This window comes from Enterobacter sp. BNK-16 (assembly GCF_048684955.1).
In the GTDB taxonomy this organism is placed as follows: Bacteria; Pseudomonadota; Gammaproteobacteria; order Enterobacterales; family Enterobacteriaceae; genus Enterobacter; species Enterobacter bugandensis.
Genome location: NZ_JBLQTQ010000001.1, coordinates 3424638 through 3446416 on the forward strand (window position 1 = coordinate 3424638; position 21779 = coordinate 3446416).

Below are 21779 nucleotides of genomic sequence, written 5' to 3' on the forward strand. Positions count from 1 at the left end.
TCGTTATGCAAAATCCTTCCGCCCCTGTGGTTGAAACGCGCCAGGGCGCACTGTCTGGTTTAACCGATGAAAACGTTCACCTCTGGCGCGGTATTCCCTATGCCGCACCGCCCGTTGGCGACTGGCGCTGGCGCTCACCCCGGCCGCCGGAACGCTGGGATGGCGTGCGTGCAGCTACCGACTTTTCGCCCTCAAGCTGGCAAAGCAGTGAATATTGTCAGGAGTTGGGCGGGGGCGATCCCGGCCAGTTTTCTGAAGACTGCCTCTATCTGAACGTCTGGTCCCCTATCGACCGTACCGGGCCGCTGCCGGTCATGGTCTGGCTGCACGGCGGCGGGTTTACGATCGGCGCCGGAAGCCTGCCGCCGTATAACGGCAAGGCCCTGGCATCCCGCGGGGTGGTTGTCGTCACGATTAACTACCGTCTCGGCCATCTCGGCTTCTTCGCCCATCCCGCTCTGGAAGGTGAAGAGGAGCGGGTGGTGCATAATTTTGCCCTGCTGGACCAGATCGCCGCGCTCGAATGGGTGCGGGATAATATTGCCGCGTTTGGTGGCGACCCGAATAACGTGACCCTGTTTGGTGAATCCGCCGGCGCGCGCAGCGTGCTGTCGCTGCTGGCCTCGCCGCTGGCGAAAGGACTCTTCCATAAGGCGATAGTGCAAAGCGGGTACACATTGCCGGATACGCCGCGCGCGCAGGCCCTGCAAAAAGGGGAAGCGCTGGCCGCCCACTTCGGGCTGAAAAATGCGACGGCAGAGCAGCTGCGCGCGATCCCGCCCGAGGCGTTCTGGCCGCTGACCGCGCCGCTGAACGTCGCCCCGGCCCCTATCGTTGGGGATTGCGTTTTGCCGGAGGCGATGCTGGACGTCTTTTTCGCCGCCCGCCAGCATCCCGTGCCGGTGATGATTGGCTCCAACAGCGATGAAGCCAGCGTGATGGCGGTGTTTGGTGTCGATCTCGCCGGGCAGATCCAGAAGCTTCGCCGGGAGCGCCGCTTCGGGCTGGGGCTCATCAAGCTGCTTTATCCGGGCGTGAAGGGCGACGAGGAGCTCGGCAGGCAGGTGTGCCGCGACATGGCCTTCACCACTATGGGCTACGTGGTGATGCAGGCCCAGCAGCGCGTCGGCGGGCTTTGCTGGCGCTACTGGTTTGACTATGTGGCCGAAGCGGAACACGCCACCTATATCAACGGTGCCTGGCACGGCAATGAGGTGCCGTACGCGTTCGATACCCTCGGGCAGGTGGAGCCTTCGCGCCAGTACGTTAACGAACGGGATCTGGCGTTTGCCGCCCAGGTGGCTGATTACTGGGTGAGCTTTGCGCGCGATGCCGGAACGCATGACAGCCTTCACGGGCCGACGCGCTGGCCCGCCTGCCGCAAAGGGCGGGACGTGCTGTTACGTATTGGTGTGAATAAACATGCAGGTTTCAGGCTTGAAAACCGCTTTATGCGCGCCCGCATGAGCCTCTTCAAGCGCGTAATGAAGCACCACGTCAGCCTCGATTAAGCAAACAGGCGCGAAACGCCGCCAGACCATTCTCCTGACAAGGCGTTTCGCGCAGCACCAGCCGGTAGCTCGCGCCGGTTTTAATGCTGGTCTCATAGGGCCGCATTAGCCTTCCGGCGCGGATATCTTCTGCCACCAGCGTTTCGTCGGCAATGGCTACGCCCAGCCCCTGAATGGCGGCGGTAATGGCGAGATCCATCGTATCGAAGTGTTGATTTTTGTGCATAGCAAAGCCCGTACCTTCCTGATTCGCCAGCCACAGTGACCAGTCTGTCTTATCCCTTGTCGGATGAAGAAACGTCAGCGAACCCAGCGCGGCACCCGCTCGCACGGGGCTGAACACCGGCGTCAGCGCCTCTTCGAACAGCAGATCGCCTGCGCTCATGTGCGTGCCGAAGACGATGGCGGCATCGTATGATTCGGTTTTGAAATTGACGTTATGATCGGTCGTGGTGGTGAGCGCGATCTGCAGATCCGGCTGCTCGCGCTCCACTTCCAGCAGGCGCGGCACCAGCCAGCGCATCGCGCAGGTGGGGGCCTTGAGGCGGATCACCGTGTGCTGGCTGCGGGCCTGGTCGGCCACGCTCAGCAGCTGTTCGAAGGAGGACTGCAGTTCGGGAAGCAGGGCGCTGCCCTGAGGGGAGAGGCGCAACCCGCGCGCGTGGCGCTCAAACAGCGGAAAGCCAAACCAGGCTTCAAGGGAGGCAATCTTACGGCTCACGGCCCCCTGCGTCAGGCAGAGTTCCGCGGCGGCGTGGGTAAGATTCAGATGACGCGCGGTGACTAAAAATGCGTCGATGGCATTGAGCGGGAGCGAACGGCGTGACATTGAAACACCTCAGCTATGCATTTTTCTCATGGCTATTATGACAACAATTCGATTGTCCCGGCAACGGAGTTGTTGTTTGAATAGTTATGCAATATCCATGAGAAGGGAAAGAGGATGACTTTACGAACGCCGGTGCAAACGCGCTCCAAGCTGCCAGACGTGGGGACCACCATTTTTACCGTTATCGGCCAGCTTTCGGCCCAGCATAACGCCATCAACCTTTCTCAGGGGGCACCGAATTTTTCCTGCGACCCGAAGCTGATCGACGGCGTTACCCGCGCGATGGAGGCAGGGCATAACCAGTATGCGTCGATGACCGGCCTGCAGCCGCTCAAAGAACGCATCGCCGATAAGATTGCCGCGCTCTACGGCACGCAGTATAACCCTACCAGCGAGGTGCTGGTCACCGCCAGCGCCAGCGAAGGGCTCTATTCGGCGATAAGCGGGCTGGTGCACCCTGGCGATGAGGTGATCTACTTTGAGCCGTCGTTTGACAGCTACGCGCCGATTGTTCGTCTGCAGGGGGCAACGCCTGTCGCCATCAAGCTCACGGTGCCGGATTTTGCCGTCAACTGGGATGAGGTCCGTGCGGCAATCACCCCGCGCACGCGCATGATCATCATCAATACGCCGCACAACCCGAGCGGCCAGGTCTTCTCCGCTAATGACCTGCAGCAGCTGGCGGCGCTGACGCGCAATACCGACATCATTATTTTGTCTGACGAAGTGTACGAACACGTCGTGTTTGATGGGGAACCGCACTACGGGATGGCCACGCACCCGCAGCTGGCGGAGCGTAGCGTGATTATTTCTTCTTTCGGAAAAACCTATCACGTCACCGGCTGGCGCGTGGGTTATTGTGTGGCACCCGCAGAGCTGATGGACGAGATATGTAAAGTCCATCAATTTTTGATGTTCTCTGCCGATACGCCAATGCAATACGCGTTTGCAGAACACATGACCGATCCGCAAACCTGGCTGTCGCTGTCGGCGTTTTACCAGCGTAAGCGCGATCTGCTGCACGGCCTGCTGGCCGATTCGCCGTTTACCCTGCTGCCGAGCGCCGGGTCGTTCTTTATGCTGGCGGACTACAGCCAGTTTAGCGACGAGCGCGACAGCGAGCTGGTGAAGCGGTTGATTGTTGAGTACGGTGTTGCCACCATTCCGCTGTCGGCGTTTTATGCCGACGGCACGGATAATAAATTGATTCGCCTCTCTTTTGCGAAAGATGAGGCGACGTTACGGGCAGGCGCTCAAGCCCTGTGTCGGGTTAAACCACGCTGAGATAGGCTCTGAGGAGTTTGAAATGAAATTACGCGCGCTAGTTGTCGGCATGGGATTGCTGTGTACCTTTTCCTCCTTCGCGGCCACCGAGCTGCGCTACGGTCTGGAAGCGGAATATCCGCCGTTTGAAAGCCGTAATGCGGCAGGCGAACTGGAAGGGTTTGACGTAGAGCTGGGAAATGCCATCTGCAAAGCGGCAGCGCTGAAGTGCAGCTGGGTCGAAACCTCGTTTGACGCGCTGATCCCGGGGCTGGTGGCGAAGAAGTTTGACGCCATCAATTCGGCGATGAACATTACCGAGCAGCGCCGCAAGAGCATCGATTTTACCCAGCCGATCTACCGCATTCCGTCTCAGCTGGTGGGCAAGGCCGGTACGGCGGTCGAAGCAACGCCTGAAGGGCTGAAGGGGAAAACCATCGGCGTGCTGCAGGGGTCGATTCAGGAAACCTATGCCAAAGAGCACTGGGAAAAGCAGGGTGTCACCGTGGTGTCGTATAAAGATCAGAATATGGCCTGGGGTGACCTGCTGAATGGCCGCATTGACGCCTCGCTGGTCATGTCCGCGGCCGGGCAGGCAGGTTTCCTCAGCAAGCCGCAGGGGAAAGGGTTTGGCTTCATCGGCAAACCGGTGTCTGACGACACAATCCTCGGCAGTGGGATCGGCTTTGGGTTGCGCAAAGGTGACGAGGCCACCAAAAAGCAGCTTGATGCCGCCATTGATAAAGTACGTGCCGACGGCACGATCGCCAAACTCGCTGATAAGTACTTCCCGGGTATCGATGTCAGCGTAAAATAACCGCCTCATTGGCCCCGTCAGCTGATGTCCTGACGGGGCATTTTTCTACACATTTTCCAGGCTTTCTTTACACCACTTTCGGGCCGTTCTGGTCGACAGAAAATATTTCTCACTTTGTTCAGATAATCACCGGCCAACAATTGGATTCTTAACCATTTTTGTTTAGGCTGTGCGTTCTTTCTTGCCGTCATTTCGCCGAGCGCGAAACACATTCACACGACCATAAGGACGTTTTTCCAGGCATGAATCGCAGACGTTTTCTAAAAGGCTCGCTGGCTGTGGCAGCCCTGAGCGGCACCTCCGGCCTTGCTTCCCTGTTTTCCAAAGCGGCATATGCGGCTGACTCTGACATCGCTGACGGTCAGAGCCGTCGGTTTGACTTCTCCGTACTGCAATCCATGGCGCATGACCTGGCGAAAACCCCGTGGGGTGGCGCGCCGCGTCCGCTGCCGGAGACGCTGGCGACCATGACGCCGCAGGCGTATAACGCCATCCGCTACGATGAAAAACAGTCTCTGTGGAACAACATTGAAGGGCGTCAGCTGGACGTGCAGTTCTTCCATATGGGAATGGGGTTCCGCCGCCGCGTGCGGATGTTCTCGCTGGACCAGTCTACCTCTATGGCGCGCGAGATCCACTTCCGCCCTGAGCTGTTCAGCTACGGTGACACGGGCGTCGATACCAAACAGCTGGAAGGGCAAAGCGATCTCGGCTTTGCGGGCTTCCGCGCCTTTAAAGCGCCTGAGCTGGCGCGCCGCGATATCGTCTCTTTCCTCGGGGCGAGCTATTTCCGCGCGGTGGACGACACCTACCAGTACGGGCTTTCCGCGCGCGGTCTGGCGGTAGATACCTTTACCGACACCCCGGAAGAGTTCCCGGACTTCACCTCCTTCTGGTTTGAAACCGTCAAGCCTGGCGATACCACCTTTACCGTCTATACGCTGCTGGACAGCCCGAGCGTCACCGGTGCCTATAAATTCGTGATCCACTGCGAGAAGAGCCAGGTGATCATGGAGGTGGAAAACCATCTCTACGCGCGTAAGGACATTAAGCAGCTGGGCATCGCGCCGATGACCAGCATGTTCAGCTGCGGCAACAACGAACGCCGCATGTGCGACACCATTCACCCGCAAATCCACGACTCCGACCGCCTGGCAATGTGGCGCGGCAACGGGGAGTGGATCTGCCGTCCGCTCAATAACCCGCAGAAGCTGCAGTTTAATGCCTATCTGGACAAAAATCCGAAAGGGTTCGGCCTGCTGCAGCTCGATCGCGATTTCTCGCACTATCAGGACGTGATGGGCTGGTATAACAAGCGCCCGAGCCTGTGGGTTGAGCCGCGCAACGACTGGGGGAAAGGATCTATCGCGCTGATGGAGATCCCAACCACCGGTGAAACGCTGGATAACGTGGTCTGCTTCTGGCAGCCGGAAAAACCGGTGAAAGCGGGCGACGAGCTGGACTTTAAATATCGTCTCTACTGGAGCGCGCAGCCGCCGGTGCGTTCCCCGCTGGCCAACGTTTACGCGACCCGTACCGGCATGGGCGGCTTCCCGGAGGGCTGGGCGCCGGGCGAACACTATCCGAAAGTGTGGGCCCGTCGCTTTGCGATTGATTTCGTCGGCGGCGACCTGAAGGCCGCTGCGCCGAAGGGCATTGAGCCGGTGATTACGCTCTCCAGCGGTGAAGCGAAGCAGGTTGAGATCCTTTACGTTGAGCCGTTTGACGGGTATCGCATTCTGTTTGACTGGTACCCAACGTCGGATTCGACGGAGCCGGTGGATATGCGCCTGTTCCTGCGCTGCCAGGGCGATGCCATCAGCGAAACCTGGCTGTATCAGTATTTCCCGCCAGCGCCGGATAAACGTCATTACGTTGATGACCGGGTAATGCGTTAACGATCGATTCCCTCTCCCACAGGGAGAGGGTTAGGGTGAGGGGCAATGACCGCAACACAATCCGAAACTATTCCCGTATCTGACGCTCTCGAGCTTCGCGCCGTCGAAGAGCGTTACACCGACGAACTGCATAACCTCGTCGTCAAAAACAGGGCCTATCTGCAAACCGCCTTTGACTGGGCGCAGCACGTGGGGACTGAAGATGACACCCGACGCAACGTGCAGAGTAACCAGATGCTGCACCAGCGCGGCTACGCCAAAATGTTTTTGATCTTCAGGGAGGATGCGCTGGTCGGCGTACTGTCGTTTAATGCGATTGAGCCTGCCAACAAAGCCGCGTACATCGGCTACTGGCTGGATGAAGCGCACCAGGGGCAGGGGATCCTCTCGCAGTCGCTGCAGGCGTTTATGCGCTACTACGCTGAGCGCGGAGAGATCCGCCGTTTTGTGATCAAGTGTCGGGTGGCGAATCAGCACAGCAACAGCGTGGCCCTGCGCAACGGTTTTACGCTGGAAGGGTGCCTGCGGGAAGCGGAATACCTCAATGGCGCCTATGACGATGTGAACATCTACGGCAAAATTTATACCCTATAGCGCCCCCAGCAGCGGCGTGCGGGTGATGCGCTGGTCGCCGTTGATCACCTTTTCACCGCGCAGGTGAATGCTCTCACCAGCAAAGGCCTCTATCACCGCATCGTCGGTGATTTCTACCTGATGCTCAATCAGCACGTCGCCGCTGATCCGCGCGCGTCCCTGAATCACCACTTTATCATCCAGCATGATCGGCCCGCCGCGCAGCCATGCCTGACCGCCGATCAGGACGTGGTGCTTGATGATGCAGTTTCCTTCCACCACGGCGTTCTCGGCAATCTGAGAGCTGTAGCGCACGGTAGGGATGGCGTCATCGTCGAAACCGGCTATCACGCGGGCGTTGCCGTACACTTTGGCGCAGTCGCACACCCAGACGTTGTTGAGTTCGTTACCTTCGAGGATCGCGCAGTCGAACACTTCGGCGCGGTGCTCAACAAACGCGTTATTCACCATCGCCTCGCCGTATATTTGTGCCTGATGCACAATGCGCGATCGGCTTACCGTCGCCTTGCCGTAGATTTGCAGGATCTGGTCGTGGTCCGGCGTGAGGCCTTTAGCGGCAATGATGACGCTGTTGTGCAGGACGCGCGCGTCGCCGTAAAGATGGCACTCACCCCGCACGCAGGAGTGCTGAATTGTGACGTTGTCACTTATTAGCGCCCCGTGGCTGACCTCTGCGGCGTCAAGCCAGCAGTTATCGCCGATATGCGCGTCATGGCTGACGGTGCACGGCAGGGTCAGGCGCGCGTTGCCGGACACGGTTGCGCCAGCGAATACCACGCTGTTTTCATCGTAGATCCAGCAGTCTCCGTCCTGCGCAAGGGCGCGCTCATCGTCAATCCAGCCGCCTTTCGTGCCGGCCTTCACATCGTTAAAGTCCACCGTAGCGATAATCTGCCGCAGCGTCGTTGAGTGGGATGTTTCGCCATTTTTCCATTGCCAGAGCCGGGTTTCATCGCTGAGCCGATACTTATTCATCGTGGGGTCCCTGATATGCGTCTTCACTAAACGTAGCAAACTTTCGGCTTTCCGTTGTGCTGGCATCCGTTGCTGAAACCCCTTAAAATGGCATTTAAAATACATTTTAAAAATTCAAATTAATGAATAAATTAAACAAACCTGAACAGGCGCTTAACCTTCCCGCAGGCTATTTTGGCATGGTGCTGGGCATCATCGGCATGGGTTTCGCCTGGCGATACGCCAGCACCCTGTGGCCGGTGACGCGCTGGCCGGGTGAGATTCTGGTCGCTCTCGCAGTTGCCTGCTGGTTTTTACTGACGACGGCGTTTATTACCCGTGCGATCCGTTTCCCGCACAGCGTGCTGGCAGAGATGCGCCACCCGGTAATGAGCAGCTTCGTCAGCCTTTTTCCGGCTACCACCATGCTGGTCGCCATCGGTTTTGTGCCCTGGTTCCGCCCGGTATCGCTGGCGCTGTTCGGCGTGGGCGTGGTGTTACAGCTTGCTTATTCCGCCTGGCAAAGCGCCGGGCTCTGGCGAGGCAGGCACCCGCAGGAGGCTACCACGCCCGGATTGTATCTGCCGACGGTGGCGAATAATTTCATCAGCGCGATGGCGTGCGGTGCTCTGGGGTTCAACGATGCAGGGCTCGTTTTTCTCGGCGCGGGCGTCTTTTCCTGGCTCAGCCTGGAGCCGGTGATCCTCCAGCGTCTTCGCAGCGCCGGGGAGCTTCCCACCGCGCAGCGCACCGCTTTAGGCATTCAGCTGGCGCCCGCGCTGGTGGCGTGCAGCGCCTGGTTTAGCGTCAACGGTGGGGAAGCCGACACCTTCGCCAAAATGCTGTTCGGCTACGGCCTGTTGCAGTTGCTCTTTATGCTGCGCCTGCTGCCGTGGTATGTGTCTCAGCCGTTTAACGCCTCCTTCTGGAGTTTCTCGTTTGGCGTGTCGGCTCTGGCTACCACCGGGCTGCATCTGGGTCACGGCAGTTCGTCTGGATTCTTCCACGCCATTGCCGTGCCGCTGTTTATCTTTACCAATCTCATCATTGGGATGCTGTTGGTCCGTACGTTTATTCTGCTGATTCAGGGCAAACTTCTGGTGCGCACTGATAAGGCACTGCTTATGCAATCTGAGGAAAAATAATGGCTGTCGATGAAAATTACTTCACAGAGAAATATGGCTTAACCCGTACGCATTCAGAGGTGCTGTACAGCGCCGGGATCGTAAAGCCCGGAAAGACATTGGATCTGGGCTGCGGAAATGGCCGCAACAGCCTTTACCTGGCGGCCAACGGCCACGAGGTGACCGCCTGGGATAAAAACCCGATGAGCGTTGATAACATTGAGCGCATCAAGGCGGCAGAAGGGATTGAGAATCTGCACACTGCCGTCAAAGATCTTAACAGCCTGAGCTTTGACGGCGAGTACGACTTTATTCTCTCCACCGTGGTGCTGATGTTCCTGGAGGCGAAAACCATTCCGGGCCTTATCGCCAATATGCAGCGCTGCACCAAACCCGGCGGCTACAACCTGATCGTTGCCGCGATGGACACGGCGGATTACCCGTGCACCGTCGGCTTCCCGTTTGCGTTCAAAAGCGGTGAGCTGAGCAGCTACTACGAAGGCTGGGAGCTGCTCAAATACAACGAAGAGGTTGGCGAACTGCACCGCACCGATGAAAACGGCAACCGCATCAAGCTGCGCTTTGCCACCATGCTGGCGCGCAAGCCCGCTTAACGGGCGGCCAGCAGGCAGATCTGCAGGGCAGTCTTGTAAGACGCCTCGAACGACGACAGCGGCAGGAACTCAAACTTCGAGTGGAAATTATGCGCGCCGGTGAAGAAGTTCGGGGTGAGTAGCCCTTTTGCCGACAGCGCCGCACCGTCCGTGCCGCCGCGCATAGGGATCGGTTTTGGGGTGATGCCGAGCGATTCCATCGCCTCAAACATCAGGTCGATGGCGCGCCGGTCTTCACCAATCGCATTGCTGATGTTGCTGTAGGTATCTTCAATGCGATAGTCGACCTTCGCCGTCGGGTGTTGGGCGGCAATCAGCGCGGCGACGTCCGCAATCTGCTGCTTGCGGGCGTCAAAGCTGGCTTTATCAAAATCGCGAATATTAGCCTTTAGCACGGCGTCGTTCTGTCCGGCCTGAATGCCGTTAAACCAGATATAGCCCTCGCGGCCCTCGGTGCACTCCGGGGTTTGCTGGCGGTCGAAATGGCTGATGAAGTCGGTCGCCATCAATAACGGGTTCACCAGTACCCCTTTGGCGGACATCGGGTGCGCCGTCACGCCGGTGAAGTGGATCTCTGCCGCTGCCGCGTTAAAATTCTCGTAAACAATTTCTCCCAGCTCACAGCAGTCGATGGTCCAGGCAAAGTCCACGTCGAAGCGTTTCAGATCCAACGCCTTGGCGCCGTTCAGGCCAATCTCTTCGTCGGGCACAAACGCGACCACAATGTCGCCATGCTGATGCGCAGCGGTGAGGTTTTCCAGTACGGTCATTACCACCGTCACCGCCGCTTTATTGTCTGCGCCCAATACGCTGGTACCGTCGCTGAAAATAATCTCCTCATTCGGATAAGCCAAAATTTCCGGGTGTTCGTTCACGCGCAGCCAGATGTCTTTTTCCTTATTCAGACAGAGATCTTCACCATTAAACGTTAATATTTGTGGATGAATATTCGGTGATAAACCGACGTCTACCGTATCAATGTGGGTAATAAAGCCGATGCGCGCCGCGCCGGGCACGTTGCCCTTTTTCACTGCCGTCACGGTCGCGAATTCGTCAATCACGATGTCGTCTAAACCCAGCTGCGCCAGCTCCTGCGCCAGCTCTCGCGCCATGTCGTGCTGGCCCGGCGTCGAGGGCAGAGTTTTTACTTTCGGATCGCTCTGGCTGGTAATCGCAAGATAGCGGAAAAAACGGTGCGTTAATTGTCTGGAAAGCGGCGAGCCCATAGTGTTTTCTTCCTTATTTATTTTTCGGGTGTTTGCCACTTCACTTTAATGTTATTTATGAAATGGCAAAAGAATTAATTAGCCGTCGAATTAAAAAGACAGGAATAAATGATGACAAGCAAACGCACAACGTTAACGCTGGCACTCGCTGCGCTCACGGTCAGTTCCACCGTAGCCGCGAAAACGCTGGTGTATTGCTCCGAAGGGTCACCGGAAAACTTTAATCCCCAGTTATACACCTCGGGCACCAGCGTGGATGCCAGCGCAGTGCCGGTTTACAACCGGCTGGTCGATTTCAAACCCGGCACCACGGAGCTGGTGCCGAGCCTGGCAGAGCGCTGGGAGGTGAGCGACGACGGCAAGGTTTACACCTTCCATCTGCGTAAAGGGGTGAAGTTTCAGAGCAATAAATTCTTCACGCCGACCCGCGATTTTAACGCCGATGACGTGATCTTCTCGTTTATGCGCCAGAAGGACGTGAACCATCCCTATCACAATGTCTCAAACGGCAGCTATTCCAACTTCGAAAGCCTGGAGTTTGGCAGCCTGATTACCGCTATTGATAAAGTCGATGACCACACGGTGCGCTTTACCCTGGCGCACCCTGAAGCGCCGTTTGTTGCGGATTTGGCATGGTATTTTGCCTCGATCCTCTCCGCGGAGTATGCCGATGCAATGTTGAAAGCGGGCACGCCGGAGAAGGTGGATATGCAGCCCATTGGCACCGGGCCGTTTAAGCTGGCGCAGTATCAGAAGGATTCCCGCATTCTGTTTACGGCGTTTGCCGACTACTGGCAGGGGAAATCAAAGCTGGACAGGCTGGTCTTTACCATCACCCCGGATCCCTCCGTGCGTTTTGCCAAAATTGAGAAAAACGAATGCCAGGTGATGCCGTTCCCGAACCCGGCGGATCTGTCGCGTATGAAGGCTAATAAAGATATTACGCTGATGAGCAAGGCCGGGCTGAACACGGGTTTCCTGACGTTTAATACCCAAAAGCCGCCGCTGGATAACGTGAAGGTTCGCCAGGCGCTGGCGATGGCGATCAATAAGCCGGCCATTATCGACGCGGTGTTTCACGGCACCGGCACCGCGGCGAAAAACCTGCTGCCGCCGGGCGTCTGGAGCGCTGACAGCGAGCTGAAGGATTACGATTACGATCCTGAAAAAGCCAAAGCGTTGCTGAAAGAGGCCGGTTTAGCCGGCGGCATGAGTATTGACCTGTGGGCGATGCCCGTCCAGCGGCCCTATAACCCGAACGCCAGACGGATGGCGGAGATGATTCAGGCTGACTGGGCGAAGGTGGGGGTGCAGACCAAAATTGTCACCTACGAATGGGGCGAATATCTCAAGCGCGTGAAGGACGGTGAACATCAGGCTGCCCTGATGGGCTGGACGACCGCAACGGGCGACCCGGATAACTTTTTTGGCCCGCTGTTTACCTGCACCTCGGCCAACGGCGGTTCGAATTCGGCGAAGTGGTGCTATAAGCCGTTCGATAAAATTATCGCGGAGGCAAAATCAACTACCGATCGCGACAAGCGCGTGGCGCTGTATAAAGAGGCGCAGCAGATCATGCATGACCAGATGCCGGCGGTTATGATTGCGCATTCAACGATCTTCGAACCGGTGCGCAAAGAGGTGACAGGTTACGAAATCGATCCGTTTGGTAAACATTTGTTCTGGCAGGTGGATATTAATCAGTAATTTTCTCTGCCCGGTACGCTGCCGGGCATTCTTTTCGCAATTTGTGCTCCCCACGTCATTTTTTGTCACAACAAACCCACCGAACTTTTGCTATAACTTCAAATGCATACTTGCAGATTACATGGAAAACTATCATGCGTACTCAAACTTTTTTTAAAGTTGCAGTGCTTACTGGTTTATTGGCAGTGGCGGGCTGTTCTTCAAAAGTCGCGGCTCCAGAACAATATTCAGGCTTTTTAAAAGATTATTCCGGCTTGCAGCAGACGACGTCTGCAACGGGTAAACCAACGCTGCGTTGGGTTGACCCTTCCTATAACGAAGCCAACTATGACAGCATTATCTGGACGCCAATCACCTATTATCCAACGCCAAAACCGACGACTCAGATCGGGAAACAAACCCTTGATGAACTGCTGAATTACACCAATAACAAAATGAAAACGGCTATTGGTACCCGTAAGCCGATTGTGACCACGCCGGGTAAACACAGCCTGATTTTCCGCGGTGCTATCACCGGGGTGAGTTCGCAGAAAGAAGGCCTGCAGTTCTATGAAGTGGTGCCGGTCGCGCTGGTTGTAGCGGGCACGCAGATGGCTACCGGCCATCGCACCATGGATACCCATCTCTACTTTGAAGGTGAGCTGATCGACGCGGCCACCAATAAACCAGTGATGAAGGTGGTTCGTAAAGGTGAAGGTAAAGAGCTGAATAACGAAAGTACGCCGATGACCTTTGCGACGCTGAAGCAGGTTGTTGACGACATGGCGACGGACGCCACCATGTTTGACGTGCATAAAACAGCGAAATAACGTTAAGCGGCCTGCATTGCGCAGGCCGTTTTTTTACGCCGTACGCAGGCGCCTGAACCAGGTCTCTGGTTTCGTGAACATCACCATATTCCCGCCCAGAATCAGCAGCAAACCGACGATACCGTTGATATGCCAGACGTAGCCTTCATACACCGTTGAGATAGAGAGCGCCACCAGCGGGAAGAGCAGCGTACTGTAGGCCGCTTTCCCGGGGCCGATACGTCCCACCAGCGTGAAGTAGGCGCCAAAGGCAATCACCGAGCCGAAGAGGGCCAGATAGAGCAGCGCGCCCATATAGGTGACCGTCCATTCCGGGGTAAAACTGTCGCCTCTGAAGAGCGCAATACCCCCCATCACCAGCGTGCCGTAAAGCATAGCCCAGGCGTTGGTGGTCATGGTTTCCAGACCTCTGCGCTGATGGCGCATGCTGATCATATTGCCCAGCGAGAAGCCGTACGTGCCGAGGGCGGAAAGGCCAATGCCCGTCAGGAGCGATACGCTCCAGCCGCTGGCCAGCAGGTCGTCCCAGAAAAGGGTCACGATCCCCACAAGACCCAGCGCCGCCGCCGTCCAGAAACGCGCGGGCGGGCGCTGTCCAAAGAAAATAAAACAGTTAATAGCGTTGTAGAGCACCGCCATGGAGAAGATCACCGATTCCAGCCCGGTGTTGATGTGTGCCGCCGCGGTATAAAAACACCAGAAGTTAAAGCAGAAGACGCAGCATCCCTGAAGCATGCAGAACAGATGATCCCGCAGCGCCAGCTTACGCAACCGGCGCAGGGCAAGTAACACCACCATCATCGTGGCGCTGGCCACCGCGAAACGCCAGAAAATAGAGACGGGGGCGGGTACGGGACCCTGCTGCAGGAAAATGGCAATCCAGGTGGTTCCCCAGATGATCACCACCAGTCCGTATAATAACGCGTTCATATTTTTTCTCTTCTCAAACCACGGAAGCCCGCAGTATGGCGCTGTCATCGCTCTGGGGCTTTCACCGGCTTGCGGTAGACTTGCAAAATCTTGCGCTTTTTTCTTTTCCGGGGGCTGGCAACGGGGAACAACAGTTCTTAGACTGACAGTTCACTCAATAACGCGCTAACGGTTATGTCTCACGCTTACGATACCTTTGAAACGCTTCGCCAGCAGAATGCGGTCCTGCGGGAAACGGTCGCGCTCAATTCCGGCATTCAGTTGGCGGCGTGGTACAACAAGCACGATACGATAACGGTTAAAAGCAATCATCATACCCTTAGCCTGTACGTTGCCGACGGTTACGAGAGCTATCAAAAGACGCCGGGCGGCTGGAAGAACGGTGGGGGACCGGACCGTTTCTGTCTGATGCCGAAAGAGAGCGAATCGACGTGGGACATCCGCGATGACCTGTCGTTTGTCCATCTCTACTGCACCGATGAACACCTGCGCGATGTGGGCGAAAAAATCTGGGACAAGCGGCCCCTGTCGCTGACTCTGGACGAGCGCATTTTTGGCAGCGACCCGAAGATCACCGCGCTGTACCGCCAGTTTCTGCTCGGCTGCGACTGGCAGCAGCAGGCCAACCAGCTCACCCTGAGCACGGCCTCAACGCTGCTGTTGACCCACCTGCTGCAAAACTACGCCAACGTTCAGTGGAAGCTCCCGGTCGTTACCGGCGGGCTATCGCCGTTTGTTCTGCGCAACGTGCTGGCTTTTATTGAAGAAAACCTCGGGCAGCCCATGACGCTGGCCGATCTGGCGGCGCAGGCCGCACTCAGCGAATACCATTTTGCCCGCATGTTCCGCCAGTCGACGGGGCTGGCGCCGCATCAGTACGTTATGCAACGGCGCATGGAAAAAGCGAAAAACCTGGTGCAGCATACCTCGACGCCGCTGACGGATATCGCGCTGGCCTGCGGGTTTAACTCCGCCAGCCACTTCAGTAACCGTTTTCGCAGCGTCATGGGCATCACGCCGTCACAACTGCGCGCGGCGAGCGCGTGAAAACAGGGCATAGCTTACGCCGCCCAGCACCAGCCCCCAGAATGCCGAGCCGATGCCCAGGATCGTGACGCCGCTTGCGGTCATCAGAAACGTGACGATAGCCGCGTCGCGCTCCGCTTCATGATTCAGCGCCTGATATAAACTCCCGCTGATGGTACCCAGCAGCGCCAGACCGGCCAGCGTCTGGATCCAGCTGAGCGGCAGCGCAGCCATTATCCCGGTGATGGATCCGCCGAACACTCCCGCCAGCAGATAAAACCCGCCCGCGGCGATAGCCGCCAGCCAGCGTTTACCGGCATCGGGGTGGGCATCCGGGCTTTGACAGATAGCGGCGGTAATGGCGGCTATGCAGATGGAAAAGACGCCGAAGGGGGACAGCAGCAGCGCCAGCCCGCCCGTAAAAATAATGAGCGGTGAGACCGCCAGCGGATAGCCGGACGCTTTCATGGTCGCGAAACCGGGCGCATTTTGCGAGGCCATGGTCACCAGGAAGAAGGGCAAGCCGATGCTCACCAGGCTGGTGAAGGTGAACGTGGGCGCAATAAACTCAGGTGTCACGAAGGAAAGGGTGATTTTATCGGTGACAACGTCACCTCCCGCCCACGCCACGATCCCGCCCACCAGCAGCGTAACGACGATCGCATAGCGCGGTGCCAGCGCTTTCGCCAGCAGCCACGCGGCAATCATGCTGCCGCACAGCAGAAAGTGCCCGTCCAGATGGGCAAACGCATGCAGCCCAAACTGCAGGAGTACGCCTGCCAGCATGGCCGCAGCCAGTGAGTGTGGGATCAGCTTCATCAGGCGGGCGAAAAGCCCGGTCATGCCGCAGAGTAAAATGAGCGCGTTGGCGAAGATAAACACGCCTATTGTCTCGGCCAGCGTCACGCCGTGCAGGCTGGTGGCGAGTAGCGCCGCGCCGGGCGTAGACCAGGCGGTCAGCACCGGAGCTTTATACCACCAGGAGAGCGCCAGCGTGCTGACGCCCATCCCAACCCCCAGCGCGGTCATCCAGCCCGCAATCTGCTGCGCGCTGGCGCCTGCCGCCGCGGCGGCCTGCCAGATGATGGCTGCCGAACTGGCGTAACCGACCAGAACGGCGACAAATCCAGCCAGTACGACTGGAACGAGATGAGAGGTAGGGCGCATAGAAACTCCGCTGTGCGTTATAACGTCCGCGATAAGGTAACACTGTGCGCTATAGCGTACAAGTGGTATGCTCAGGGCCATCAGGAGGGAGCATGGATATTACACAACATCTTGCAGCAACGCTGAAAACGCTGCGCCAGGCGCGCGGCTGGAGTTTGTCGAAGCTGGCGGACGAAACGGGCGTGTCGAAAGCGATGCTTGGGCAAATCGAGCGCAATGAGTCCAGCCCGACGGTGTCGACGCTGTGGAAAATTGCCACCGGGCTGAACGTCCCGTTTTCCGCTTTCATTACGCCAGAGGCGGACAGGCCAGCTGTGTTTGATTCACAGCAGCAGGCGATGGTGGTCAAACCGCTCTTTCCCTGGGATGAGACGCTCCGGTTCGATCATTTCTCCATTACGCTGGCACCGGGTGCCCTGAGCGAGTCCACGCCGCATGAGGCTGGCGTGATTGAACATGTGGTGGTCATCAGCGGCGAGCTGGAGATGAACATCAACGACGAGTGGCAGACGGTGCATGCCGATTCTGGCGTCCGTTTTGCCGGCGATAAACCGCACGCCTACCGCAACAGCAGCGACAGGCCGGTGCATTTTCACTCTCTGATCCATTATCCCCGCTGAGGCTACGCAAAACTGTTTCGCTGGCGCATACTTCTGACTACAATAGCCGCCATTTTGACCATAACGGATAACGACGAAGTATGCGCCTGCAATCCCATCATCTTGAACTTTTAAGCCCGGCCCGCGACGCCGCCATTGCCCGTGAAGCGATCCTTCATGGCGCTGACGCCGTCTATATCGGCGGCCCTGGCTTCGGTGCCCGCCATAACGCCAGCAACAGCCTGCGCGATATTGCCGATCTGGTGCCGTTCGCCCACCGTTTCGGGGCGAAAGTGTTCGTGACCCTGAACACCATTCTTCATGATGATGAGCTGGAGCCCGCGCAGCGTCTGATTACCGATCTCTACCAGACCGGCGTCGATGCCCTGATTGTTCAGGACATGGGCGTGCTTGAGCTGGATATTCCGCCTATCGAGCTGCATGCGAGCACCCAGTGTGATATCCGCACGGTTGAGAAGGCGAAGTTTCTCTCCGACGTGGGCTTTTCGCAGATCGTTCTGGCCCGCGAGCTGAACCTCAATCAGATCCGCGATATTCACCAGGCAACCGACGCGACGATCGAATTCTTTATCCACGGCGCGCTGTGCGTGGCCTATTCCGGCCAGTGCAACATTTCCCACGCCCAGACGGGCCGCAGCGCCAACCGCGGCGACTGCTCGCAGGCCTGCCGTCTGCCGTATACCCTGAAAGACGATCAAGGTCGCGTGGTGGCGTTCGAAAAACACCTGCTTTCCATGAAGGATAACGATCAGACCGCCAACCTGGGCGCGCTGATCGACGCGGGCGTGCGTTCCTTCAAGATTGAAGGGCGCTACAAAGATATGAGCTACGTGAAGAACATCACCGCGCACTATCGCCAGATGCTGGACGCCATCATCGAAGATCGCGGTGACCTGGCGCGCGCCTCGGCCGGTCGTACCGAACATTTCTTTATTCCGTCAACGGACAAAACCTTCCACCGCGGCAGCACGGACTATTTCGTGAACGCCCGCAAAGGGGATATTGGCGCGTTTGACTCACCGAAGTTTATCGGTTTACCGGTCGGTGAAGTGCTGAAAGTGGCGAAAGATCACCTGGACGTTGAAGTGACCGAGCCGCTGGCGAACGGCGACGGCCTGAACGTGATGATTAAGCGTGAAGTGGTGGGCTTCCGCGCCAACACGGTCGAAAAAACCGGCGAGAACCGCTACCGCGTCTGGCCGAATGAAATGCCTGCCGATCTCTACAAGGCAAGGCCGAACGCGCCGCTCAACCGTAATCTGGATCATAACTGGCAGCAGGCGTTGCTGAAAACCTCCAGCGAGCGTCGCATCGCGGTGGACATTGAGCTGGGCGGCTGGGAAGAGCAGCTGATCCTGACCATGACCTGCGAAGACGGCATCAGCGTAACGCATACGCTTGATGGCCTGTTCGAGGTGGCAAACAACGCGGATAAAGCGCTTAACAGCCTGAAGGACGGCGTAGCGAAGCTGGGCCAGACGATTTACTACGCGCGCGCCATCGAGGTTAATCTGCCGGACGCACTGTTCGTGCCGAACAGCCTGCTGAACCAGTTCCGCCGCGAAACCGCAGAGATGCTGGATGCCGCACGCCTGGCGCAGTATCCGCGCGGCAGCCGTAAGGCCGAATCCGTTCCTGCGCCTGTGTATCCGGACACCCATTTATCGTTCCTGGCCAACGTTTACAACCATAAAGCGCGTGAATTTTATCATCGCCACGGCGTGCAGCTTATCGACGCGGCCTATGAAGCGCACGAAGAGAAGGGCGATGTGCCGGTGATGATCACCAAGCACTGCCTGCGCTTTGCTTTTAACCTGTGCCCGAAACAGGCGAAAGGGAATATTAAAAGCTGGAAGGCCACCCCCATGCAGCTGGTCAACGGTGACGAAGTCCTGACCCTGAAGTTTGACTGCCGTCCTTGCGAAATGCATGTTATCGGAAAAATGAAAAACCACATTTTCAAAATGCCACCGCCGGGCAGCATCGTTGCGTCCGTGAGCCCGGACGATCTGATGAAAACCCTTCCGAAACGCAAGGGCAGTTAATTACCTTACGTGCGTGTCCGGTTTGCGCGATTTCTGCCACAGGTGGTGTTCGCGCAAACCCTCCGCTGACTCTTCCGCTACACTGCGTAACTCGTCACTGTCGGCCTCATGCCGCAGCTGATACTCCACATTCTTTACCCAAACATATTCATGGCCTTTGTGCCCGGCCATCAGCTGGCCGGAAAAGAGGGCACAAATAAGCATGATAAAAGATAGCCCTTTTTTGAACATACATTCACCGAATAAGAACAGCGCGGGGAAATCATGCCAATTATTGTTTAGGGTTATTATTCAAAATTTCAAAATAGCGCAAAGAAAATGTCAAATAACGTGGGTTCATAATACCGATTAGGATTTTTCTTAAAATATATGTGCGTTTTTGTAAACCTCCTATTTCTGGTCCATAGTTGGATGTTCGCATTAAGGATAAATCCTATATAATAGTGAATCTCTGGCTAAGGAATGGGTCATTCATAAATGAAAAAAATAATAGCGTTTTCGCTTCTGGCTGTTGCGGTAGGTGCCGTTGCAGCGATTCGTTATGCAGGTAATGACGAACCAGAATATATTCAGTCCGCTGAAATTCGCGTTGGTTCCTATTTAACCAGCGACTATGGACGCGTAGCCTGCACGAGTAAAAGAGTAAATGAACAGCGCTGGGAATTAGACTGCACCCATCCGGCACGGGGAAAAACATTCCAGTTTGCGGTTTATCCCTCTGAAAAGGCTCCCTATGGCGTATCGCGATCGTTTTATCTCGAGGCCCTTAACGATGATGCCAGGCAGAGCGCTGAGCAGGGCCTGATGCGCTATTTACAAATCAACACCAGCGCGAGTTAATCAGGCTGTTTAGCTTTCGTTGAGACAGCCAGTGTTAGTTTGTATGAGATCCGCTGCCCGACCATGGAGCGTCGGGGACGTAGAGACCAAAATACAAATCTATCCATGCAAGCATTTACCGCCAGATAATGGCGGTTTTTTTTGCGCTTTTGCCGCTAGCGGGCAGTATCAGAACGTGAAAATTGTTTGCGATACTGAGCCGGGGAAAGCGCAAACTGCTGACGAAAATGATGACGCAGCGTCGACGCCTGACCAAACCCGGTCTGTTCCGCGATGCTGTCGATGCTTAAACGGCTGCTCTCCAGATAATCTTTTGCTCTCAGCAGGCGTTCATTAAGCAGCCAGCGAGCAGGCGTCGTGCCCGTTGCCGCCTCGAAGCGACGAAGAAAGGTACGCTGGCTCATGCCGACCCGACGCGCCAGCGAGTCGACGCTGTGCGGCTCGACAAGGTGCGTGTGCAGAAAATCAAATAGCTGGCCCAGGCGCTGGCTCTCACGCAGCTGCGCCACCGGGCGGCTCAGCTGCTGCGGCTGTGAACCATCCCGGTGAGGGGGGATCACCAGCCGACGCGCCACGCTGTTGGCGGTTTCCAGCCCATAATCCCTTCGTACAACATGAAGGCAGAGATCGATCCCCGCCGCGCTGCCCGCGGACGTCAGGATATCGCCCTCGTCCTGGTAGAGCACATCCTCAACCACCTCGATGTCAGGGTAGCGGACCTTAAGCGCGTCAATGTAGCGCCAGTGCGTCGTGGCTTTACGTCCGTTCAGCAGCCCCGTAGCGGCCAGCACGAACACGCCCGAGCAGATGGACAGCAGCTGACATCCGCGCGCGCTGGCCTGGCGCAGCGCCTCGCAGAGCGCCGGAGGAACCGGTGAGTCCAGCCCCCGCCAGCCGGGAACCACGATCAGGTCCGCCGACGCAAGCAGGCTCAAGTCCCCATCGGTAACGATGCGGATCCCGCCGGTCGCCCGCAGTTCGCCGCTATCCACGCTCGCCACCGCAAAACGATACCAGTCGTCGCCCAGCTCCGGACGCGGCAGGCCAAAAATCTCAACCGCCACGCCAAACTCAAAGGTACATAGCCCGTCATACGCCAGCACCACCACCTGCGGGCGGGTAACCTGTCTTAAGTTTGTCATCTTTTTGCTGTTTTCTGGCATAAGCGAGCGCATTCACGGGCTGAATTTGTGGATAGAGTAGTGTTAACACAAACGCCAAAGATGAGGAAGGATCATGAGCTATGTTACTGAATTTCCGGCTGCCGAGCCGCAGGAAGCCGTTACCCATTTTCTGCGTCGCCTGAGCGTCGAAACCGACTGTGCCGACGTGCATCACGCCATCGCCAATAATGAGCAGGACTTCGTGCTGCTGCACGTGGTGGGGAGCCCGGAGCAGTTTGCCCGCCGCCATGTGCCGGGCGCACTGCATATGCCCTGGAGCCAGATGACCGCTGAGCGGATGTCTCAATGGCCGGAAGGGACGCTGTTTGTCGTCTACTGTGCTGGGCCACACTGTAACGGCGCGGACAGGGCGGCGCTGAAGCTGGCGCGTCTCGGGCTGCCGGTCAAAATCATGCTCGGCGGCATCACCGGCTGGGAAGATGAACGCTACGCCTTTGCCAGCCAGGCGCACGCTGACGCGCTGTGAAGATGAATTTTTTTCAACACCCGTGAAATTTTCTCGTTTGCCGGAAACAGTAAGGTATGACATCTTTTTTGGACATTTAGACATCCAGAAGTCTAAAGATTCAAATAATGAATTATCACTGCGGGCAATTAATACCGGCAGACTGAGGAGATTTC

General features: G+C 57.1%; 21 protein-coding genes. 14 read left to right on the forward strand and 7 right to left on the reverse strand.

From position 1 onward, the window contains the following. Nucleotides 1–5 precede the first annotated feature (5 nt). Complete coding sequence (locus ACMGGH_RS16515; protein WP_193067049.1) at nucleotides 6–1511, forward strand: carboxylesterase/lipase family protein; 1506 nt, start codon at nucleotides 6–8, stop codon at nucleotides 1509–1511. Here ACMGGH_RS16515 and ACMGGH_RS16520 read toward each other — a convergent pair. Further along, nucleotides 1498–2340: a LysR family transcriptional regulator gene (locus tag ACMGGH_RS16520; RefSeq protein WP_192971053.1), complete on the reverse strand. Its 843-nt coding sequence runs from the start codon at nucleotides 2338–2340 to the stop codon at nucleotides 1498–1500. The two genes, ACMGGH_RS16515 and ACMGGH_RS16520, sit on opposite strands and share 14 nt — an antisense overlap. A gap of 114 nt (nucleotides 2341–2454) precedes the next feature. Between ACMGGH_RS16520 and ACMGGH_RS16525 the strand changes: the two genes are divergently transcribed. The 4 genes from ACMGGH_RS16525 to rimL all read left to right on the forward strand — a co-directional run bounded on the left by ACMGGH_RS16525 (nucleotide 2455) and on the right by rimL (nucleotide 6912). Then, complete coding sequence (locus ACMGGH_RS16525) at nucleotides 2455–3624, forward strand: pyridoxal phosphate-dependent aminotransferase (protein WP_126326017.1); 1170 nt, start codon at nucleotides 2455–2457, stop codon at nucleotides 3622–3624. 22 nt (nucleotides 3625–3646) lie between these two features. Further along, nucleotides 3647–4420 (forward strand): transporter substrate-binding domain-containing protein, encoded by a 774-nt coding sequence (locus tag ACMGGH_RS16530; RefSeq protein WP_025756391.1) that lies wholly within the window; start codon nucleotides 3647–3649, stop codon nucleotides 4418–4420. A gap of 242 nt (nucleotides 4421–4662) precedes the next feature. Next, entirely contained in the window at nucleotides 4663–6318 is a 1656-nt protein-coding gene (locus ACMGGH_RS16535) for a glucan biosynthesis protein D (RefSeq protein WP_045260490.1), read from the forward strand. A gap of 45 nt (nucleotides 6319–6363) precedes the next feature. Beyond that, nucleotides 6364–6912 (forward strand): 50S ribosomal protein L7/L12-serine acetyltransferase, encoded by a 549-nt coding sequence (gene rimL / locus ACMGGH_RS16540; protein WP_232948228.1) that lies wholly within the window; start codon nucleotides 6364–6366, stop codon nucleotides 6910–6912. On the opposite strand, the gene ydcK is transcribed toward rimL, so the two are convergent. Continuing rightward, on the reverse strand, nucleotides 6907–7887 hold the full coding sequence (gene ydcK / locus ACMGGH_RS16545; protein ID WP_232948229.1) for a YdcK family protein: 981 nt from the start codon (nucleotides 7885–7887) through the stop codon (nucleotides 6907–6909). The genes rimL and ydcK overlap by 6 nt on opposite strands. 122 nt (nucleotides 7888–8009) lie before the next feature. Between ydcK and tehA the strand changes: the two genes are divergently transcribed. Together tehA and tehB are read left to right on the forward strand one after the other, a co-directional pair. Beyond that, nucleotides 8010–9011 carry a dicarboxylate transporter/tellurite-resistance protein TehA gene (tehA, locus tag ACMGGH_RS16550; RefSeq protein WP_028013115.1) on the forward strand — a complete coding sequence of 334 codons (1002 nt, stop codon included), beginning with the start codon at nucleotides 8010–8012 and terminating at the stop codon, nucleotides 9009–9011. Next, nucleotides 9011–9604 (forward strand): tellurite resistance methyltransferase TehB, encoded by a 594-nt coding sequence (gene tehB, locus ACMGGH_RS16555; protein ID WP_028013116.1) that lies wholly within the window; start codon nucleotides 9011–9013, stop codon nucleotides 9602–9604. The genes tehA and tehB overlap by 1 nt, the downstream gene beginning before the upstream one ends. On the opposite strand, the gene pepT is transcribed toward tehB, so the two are convergent. Continuing rightward, nucleotides 9601–10830 (reverse strand): peptidase T, encoded by a 1230-nt coding sequence (gene pepT, locus ACMGGH_RS16560; RefSeq protein WP_232948230.1) that lies wholly within the window; start codon nucleotides 10828–10830, stop codon nucleotides 9601–9603. The genes tehB and pepT overlap by 4 nt on opposite strands. Before the next feature lie 111 nt (nucleotides 10831–10941). On the opposite strand from pepT, the gene ACMGGH_RS16565 reads away from it, so the two are divergent. Further along, complete coding sequence (locus tag ACMGGH_RS16565) at nucleotides 10942–12537, forward strand: ABC transporter substrate-binding protein (RefSeq protein ID WP_232948384.1); 1596 nt, start codon at nucleotides 10942–10944, stop codon at nucleotides 12535–12537. A 134-nt stretch (nucleotides 12538–12671) separates the two neighbouring features. Then, nucleotides 12672–13346, forward strand: a complete 675-nt coding sequence (locus tag ACMGGH_RS16570; RefSeq protein ID WP_028013119.1) for a DUF3313 domain-containing protein — start codon at nucleotides 12672–12674, stop codon at nucleotides 13344–13346. Between the two features lie 33 nt (nucleotides 13347–13379). On the opposite strand, the gene ACMGGH_RS16575 is transcribed toward ACMGGH_RS16570, so the two are convergent. Beyond that, nucleotides 13380–14276, reverse strand: a complete 897-nt coding sequence (locus ACMGGH_RS16575) for a DMT family transporter (protein ID WP_047365193.1) — start codon at nucleotides 14274–14276, stop codon at nucleotides 13380–13382. Nucleotides 14277–14450: 174 nt separating this feature from the next. On the opposite strand from ACMGGH_RS16575, the gene ACMGGH_RS16580 reads away from it, so the two are divergent. Beyond that, the gene (locus ACMGGH_RS16580) at nucleotides 14451–15323 is read left to right on the forward strand and encodes a helix-turn-helix domain-containing protein (protein WP_232948231.1); all 873 of its coding nucleotides are present in this window, start codon (nucleotides 14451–14453) and stop codon (nucleotides 15321–15323) included. Here the strand turns inward: ACMGGH_RS16580 and ACMGGH_RS16585 are convergent. Beyond that, complete coding sequence (locus tag ACMGGH_RS16585) at nucleotides 15297–16469, reverse strand: benzoate/H(+) symporter BenE family transporter (protein WP_232948232.1); 1173 nt, start codon at nucleotides 16467–16469, stop codon at nucleotides 15297–15299. The two genes, ACMGGH_RS16580 and ACMGGH_RS16585, sit on opposite strands and share 27 nt — an antisense overlap. 92 nt (nucleotides 16470–16561) lie before the next feature. Between ACMGGH_RS16585 and ACMGGH_RS16590 the strand changes: the two genes are divergently transcribed. Beyond that, entirely contained in the window at nucleotides 16562–17089 is a 528-nt protein-coding gene (locus ACMGGH_RS16590) for a helix-turn-helix domain-containing protein (RefSeq protein WP_045260498.1), read from the forward strand. A gap of 80 nt (nucleotides 17090–17169) precedes the next feature. Next, nucleotides 17170–19134, forward strand: a complete 1965-nt coding sequence (locus ACMGGH_RS16595; protein WP_048958188.1) for a peptidase U32 family protein — start codon at nucleotides 17170–17172, stop codon at nucleotides 19132–19134. Here the strand turns inward: ACMGGH_RS16595 and ACMGGH_RS16600 are convergent, their stop codons facing one another. Next, a complete protein-coding gene (locus ACMGGH_RS16600; RefSeq protein WP_232948233.1) occupies nucleotides 19135–19365 on the reverse strand; it encodes a DUF2554 family protein in 231 nt (76 codons plus the stop codon). It lies immediately after the preceding gene. 246 nt (nucleotides 19366–19611) lie between these two features. Here ACMGGH_RS16600 and ACMGGH_RS16605 point away from each other — a divergent pair, with 246 nt between their 5' ends. Further along, a complete protein-coding gene (locus ACMGGH_RS16605) occupies nucleotides 19612–19974 on the forward strand; it encodes a hypothetical protein (protein WP_045260501.1) in 363 nt (120 codons plus the stop codon). 155 nt (nucleotides 19975–20129) lie between these two features. On the opposite strand, the gene ftrA is transcribed toward ACMGGH_RS16605, so the two are convergent. Further along, nucleotides 20130–21137 (reverse strand): transcriptional regulator FtrA, encoded by a 1008-nt coding sequence (gene ftrA, locus ACMGGH_RS16610; protein ID WP_049137850.1) that lies wholly within the window; start codon nucleotides 21135–21137, stop codon nucleotides 20130–20132. Nucleotides 21138–21210: 73 nt separating this feature from the next. Between ftrA and ACMGGH_RS16615 the strand changes: the two genes are divergently transcribed. Continuing rightward, complete coding sequence (locus tag ACMGGH_RS16615; protein ID WP_047365183.1) at nucleotides 21211–21624, forward strand: rhodanese-like domain-containing protein; 414 nt, start codon at nucleotides 21211–21213, stop codon at nucleotides 21622–21624. Nucleotides 21625–21779: the final 155 nt, after the last annotated feature.

Coding starts and splice junctions, on each gene's coding strand:
- ACMGGH_RS16515 (WP_193067049.1), top strand. CDS start 6: ATGCAAAATCCTTCCGCCCCTGTGGTTGAAACGCGCCAGGGCGCACTG.
- ACMGGH_RS16520 (WP_192971053.1), bottom strand. CDS start 2,340: ATGTCACGCCGTTCGCTCCCGCTCAATGCCATCGACGCATTTTTAGTC.
- ACMGGH_RS16525 (WP_126326017.1), top strand. CDS start 2,455: ATGACTTTACGAACGCCGGTGCAAACGCGCTCCAAGCTGCCAGACGTG.
- ACMGGH_RS16530 (WP_025756391.1), top strand. CDS start 3,647: ATGAAATTACGCGCGCTAGTTGTCGGCATGGGATTGCTGTGTACCTTT.
- ACMGGH_RS16535 (WP_045260490.1), top strand. CDS start 4,663: ATGAATCGCAGACGTTTTCTAAAAGGCTCGCTGGCTGTGGCAGCCCTG.
- rimL (WP_232948228.1), top strand. CDS start 6,364: ATGACCGCAACACAATCCGAAACTATTCCCGTATCTGACGCTCTCGAG.
- ydcK (WP_232948229.1), bottom strand. CDS start 7,887: ATGAATAAGTATCGGCTCAGCGATGAAACCCGGCTCTGGCAATGGAAA.
- tehA (WP_028013115.1), top strand. CDS start 8,010: ATGAATAAATTAAACAAACCTGAACAGGCGCTTAACCTTCCCGCAGGC.
- tehB (WP_028013116.1), top strand. CDS start 9,011: ATGGCTGTCGATGAAAATTACTTCACAGAGAAATATGGCTTAACCCGT.
- pepT (WP_232948230.1), bottom strand. CDS start 10,830: ATGGGCTCGCCGCTTTCCAGACAATTAACGCACCGTTTTTTCCGCTAT.
- ACMGGH_RS16565 (WP_232948384.1), top strand. CDS start 10,942: ATGACAAGCAAACGCACAACGTTAACGCTGGCACTCGCTGCGCTCACG.
- ACMGGH_RS16570 (WP_028013119.1), top strand. CDS start 12,672: ATGCGTACTCAAACTTTTTTTAAAGTTGCAGTGCTTACTGGTTTATTG.
- ACMGGH_RS16575 (WP_047365193.1), bottom strand. CDS start 14,276: ATGAACGCGTTATTATACGGACTGGTGGTGATCATCTGGGGAACCACC.
- ACMGGH_RS16580 (WP_232948231.1), top strand. CDS start 14,451: ATGTCTCACGCTTACGATACCTTTGAAACGCTTCGCCAGCAGAATGCG.
- ACMGGH_RS16585 (WP_232948232.1), bottom strand. CDS start 16,469: ATGCGCCCTACCTCTCATCTCGTTCCAGTCGTACTGGCTGGATTTGTC.
- ACMGGH_RS16590 (WP_045260498.1), top strand. CDS start 16,562: ATGGATATTACACAACATCTTGCAGCAACGCTGAAAACGCTGCGCCAG.
- ACMGGH_RS16595 (WP_048958188.1), top strand. CDS start 17,170: ATGCGCCTGCAATCCCATCATCTTGAACTTTTAAGCCCGGCCCGCGAC.
- ACMGGH_RS16600 (WP_232948233.1), bottom strand. CDS start 19,365: ATGTTCAAAAAAGGGCTATCTTTTATCATGCTTATTTGTGCCCTCTTT.
- ACMGGH_RS16605 (WP_045260501.1), top strand. CDS start 19,612: ATGAAAAAAATAATAGCGTTTTCGCTTCTGGCTGTTGCGGTAGGTGCC.
- ftrA (WP_049137850.1), bottom strand. CDS start 21,137: ATGCCAGAAAACAGCAAAAAGATGACAAACTTAAGACAGGTTACCCGC.
- ACMGGH_RS16615 (WP_047365183.1), top strand. CDS start 21,211: ATGAGCTATGTTACTGAATTTCCGGCTGCCGAGCCGCAGGAAGCCGTT.